This window comes from Burkholderia sp. E168m23, from assembly GCF_016586125.1.
GTDB lineage: Bacteria > Pseudomonadota > Gammaproteobacteria > Burkholderiales > Burkholderiaceae > Burkholderia > Burkholderia orbicola.
Map to the genome: position 1 here is coordinate 1 of NZ_BCPP01000721.1, position 3,736 is coordinate 3,736.

The following is a 3,736-nucleotide window of genomic DNA, read 5'->3' on the forward strand; positions in this document are numbered from 1 at the left end:
CCGCGCGGACGGCGTCGCCGTCACGCTGTACAACCCGGCCTGGCGCGTCAAGAAAGCCGCCGCGACGCCCGCCGCCACCGCGCGCGACTTCGTCGCGTCGCAAGCGGCGCAGCTCGGCCTCGACGCGGCGGCGCTCGCGAGCCTCGTCGTCACGTCGGAACGCAACGATGCCGACTTCACCGTCGTGCGCCTGCAGCAGCAGGCTGCCGGGCTACCCGTGTACGGCAGCGACATCGCGGTGACCGTCGCGAAGGACGGCCGCATCCTGTACGTCGCAAGCAACACGATCAGCGGCGTGGTCGCGACGACGCGCAAGTCGCAGGCCGTCGACCAGCAGCAGGCGCTCGACCGCGCCCGCGCGTATCTCGGCGTGAGCGGCTTCACGCATCTCGACGCCCAGCTCGTCGCATTCGTCGACCAGGCCGGCACGCACACCGCGTGGAAGGTGCGCGGCCGCCCGCAGGACGGCCCGAAGGGCGACTGGGAACTGCTGATCGATTCGGGTAGCGGCGAAGTGCTGCGCGCCGAGGACAAGGCGTTCTACGCGACCGACGGCACCGGCTTCGTGTTCCGCCCCGATCCGCTGTCGCCGACGAAGAGCAGCTACGGCAGCACCGGCTACAAGGACAGCAGCGACGCCGATTCGACGCAACTCACGGCCGCACGCGTGCGCGTGACGCTGAAGGAGCTCGCGCAGTCGGGCACGCGCTACACGCTGACGGGCCCGTACGCGGCATGCATCGATTTCGATGCGCCGCTCGACAAGGCGTGCCCGTCGCAGTCCACGCCCGCGTTCGAATTCACGCGCGGCAACCTGTATTTCGAGGCCGTGAACGCGTACTACCACATCGACACGTTCCTGCGTTACGTGAACCAGACGCTCGGCATCAAGGCGCTGCCGTACCAGTACACGGGCGGCGTGCAGTACGACCCGCACGGCGAATCGGGCGACGACAACTCGTCGTATTCGTCGAGCAGCGGCCGGCTGACCTTCGGGCAAGGCGGCGTCGACGACGCGGAAGACGCGGACGTCGTGATCCACGAGCTCGGCCACGGCATCCACGACTGGGTCACCAACGGCGGCCTGTCGCAACAGGAAGGCCTGTCGGAAGGCACCGGCGACTATCTCGCCGCCGCGTACAGCCGCGACTTCAACCAGTGGAGCCCGTCGGATGCGCAGTATCAGTGGGTCTACAACTGGGACGGTCACAACGAGTTCTGGGGCGGCCGCGTGACCAACTGGAACGTCGGGCGCACCTATGCGCAGGCGCGCGGCGCGGAGATCCACACGGCCGGCCAGTACTGGGCGTCATGCAACCTCGTCGCGCGCGATGCGATCGGCGCGCAGGCGATGGACAAGGCGTTCCTGAAGGGACTGTCGATGACCAACAGCTCGACCAACCAGAAGGCGGCCGCACAGGCCGTGCTGACGGCCGCCGCCGCGCTCGGCTACAGCAGCACGCAGCTCACCGCGATCGGCAACGCGTACAACAAGAGCTGCACGTACGGCGTGACCGTTCCGCAGAAGTCGTAATGCCGCAGCAGGCGGGAGCGCGTCGCACGACCTGCGGCGCGCTCCCTTCTCCGACATCGCCATCCTCACGAGACCGAACATGCCTACTCTGAAACCGACCCGCCTGAGCGCCGCGCTGGGCGGCATGCTGCTGACCGCCGCCGCGCACGCGACGCCCGTCTGGATCACGCTCGGCGACACCGCGTTCCGCCAGCTCCAACGCATCGATGCGACCGCAACCGCGCAATACAGCACGACCGTCGACGCCGGCAAGGCGGCCGACGGCGCCGCGCGCCGCGAAACCGTTCACGTCGTCGAGATCGACGATACCCGGCTCGGCGAGCTGGCCCACGCGGTCCACCACACGCGCGGCCACGGGCCCGGCTACGTCATTCACGATTCGTTCGACGACGCGCGGCAGGCGCTGCAACCGTTGCCGGCGACGCTCGCGAAACAGGCCGCCGCTCCCGCGTACACGGTGTCGAACGTGCCGCAGATCGGCACGTGGGTCCAGCAACTGCAGGCCAGCAACATCGTCGGTACGATCACGTCGCTGTCCGGTTTCACGAACCGCTACTACACGACGTCGCACGGCGTCGCCGCATCCGACTGGCTCGCACTGCAATGGAAGCAGCTGGCGGGTTCGCGTGCCGACATCACCGTCGAGCAGTTCGCACATACGGGTTTTCCGCAGAAATCCGTGATCCTGACGATCCGCGGCAGCGATCCGGCCGCGGGCACCGTCGTGCTCGGCGGCCACCTCGATTCGACCGTCGGCCGCACGACGGAGAACACGCGCTCGCCCGGCGCCGACGACGATGCGTCGGGCATCGCCAGCCTCACCGAGGCGCTGCGCGTGCTGCTCGCGAACAACTACCGGCCGAAACGGACCATCAAGTTCGTCGGGTATGCGGCCGAGGAAGCCGGCCTGCTGGGTTCGAAGGCGATCGCGAAGCAGTTCCGAACGCAGAATGCGAACGTGGTCGGCGTGCTGCAGCTCGACATGACGAACTACAAGGGCGATCCGAGGACATCTACCTGATCACCGACTACACGAACGCGGCGCAGAACACCTACGTGAAGAACCTGGCTGCGACCTACCTGCCGGAGCTGGCGATCGGCACGTCGCAGTGCGGCTATGCGTGCTCGGATCACGCGTCGTGGAATGCGCAGGGGTATCCGGCATCGTTCCCGTTCGAGGCCGACCAGAACGACAGCCCATACATCCACACGGTGAACGACACGCTGGAGAACTCCGATCGACAGGCCAACCATGCGCTGAAGTTCGGCAAGCTGGCGCTGGCCTATGCGGTCGATCTCGGCGGCATTGCCGGCGCGACGGTCAAGCGCTGAGCGTACCTCGCCGAGCGGTTTTCTCGCATTCGGCAATGAAACGGGCGTTCATCCGCGTGGGTGCGCCCGCTCGAATGCCTTTTCTCCGTCGGGCTAGAATCGTCGTTCGACCACTCGCTACACGCTTGCCCATCATGACCGAACCCACTCGCTCCATCGACGACCTGTCGCCCGCCCGCGTCACGACCGCGTTCGACCTGCCCGGCCATACGACCGTTCGCTCGCTCGGCGTCGCGCAGGGCATCGTCGTGCGCTCGCGCTCGATCGTCGGCTCGTTCGGCGCGTCGCTGCAGACGATCTTCGGCGGCAACATCACGCTCTATACGTCGCTGTGCGAGAAGGCGCGCGAGCAGGCGTTCGACAAGATGCTCGCCGAGGCGCGCAAGCTCGGTGCGAATGCGATCGTCGCGATGCGCTACGACTCGACCGAGATCGGCTCGGGCGTGACCGAAGTCATCTGCTACGGCACGGCCGTGCGCGTGACGCAGGACGCGTGACGTGTGATGCGCGTCACGCGTCGCGTTCGAGCGACTTCATGTTCGTGAGCTGCGGAAAGAGCCGCATCCACGCCAGCGCGACGGCGATCGTCGCCGCGCCGCCGACGGCGATCGCGGCCGGCGCGCCCCACCACGCGGCCGTCACGCCCGATTCGAATTCGCCGAGCTGGTTCGACGTGCCGATGAACAACGAGTTGACCGCGCTCACGCGGCCGAGCATGTCGTCGGGCGTACGCAGCTGCACGAGCGACAGGCGCACGACGACGCTGATCACGTCCGACGCGCCGAGCGCGGCCAGCGCCACGAGCGACAACGCGAAGTGCCGCGACAACCCGAACACGATCGTCGCGATGCCGAACGCGATCACGCCGCC

2 protein-coding genes and 2 pseudogenes are annotated in these 3,736 nt (G+C 67.7%); 3 read left to right on the plus strand and 1 reads right to left on the minus strand.

Features of this window, described 5'->3' with window-relative positions:
- The 3 genes and pseudogenes from JMF90_RS28215 to JMF90_RS28225 form a co-directional block, all read left to right on the plus strand.
- Positions 1-1,534, plus strand: a 1,534-nt coding sequence (locus JMF90_RS28215; protein ID WP_201325710.1) for a M36 family metallopeptidase, incomplete at its 5' end; no start/stop codon positions are given.
- 79 nt (positions 1,535-1,613) lie between these two features.
- A pseudogene (locus tag JMF90_RS28220) lies at positions 1,614-2,866 on the plus strand (M20/M25/M40 family metallo-hydrolase).
- Between the two features lie 134 nt (positions 2,867-3,000).
- Positions 3,001-3,363, plus strand: a complete 363-nt coding sequence (locus JMF90_RS28225) for a YbjQ family protein (protein WP_027807238.1) — start codon at positions 3,001-3,003, stop codon at positions 3,361-3,363.
- Between the two features lie 13 nt (positions 3,364-3,376).
- On the opposite strand, the pseudogene JMF90_RS28230 reads toward JMF90_RS28225, so the two are convergent.
- Positions 3,377-3,736: pseudogene (locus JMF90_RS28230) on the minus strand (MFS transporter); the annotation flags it as partial.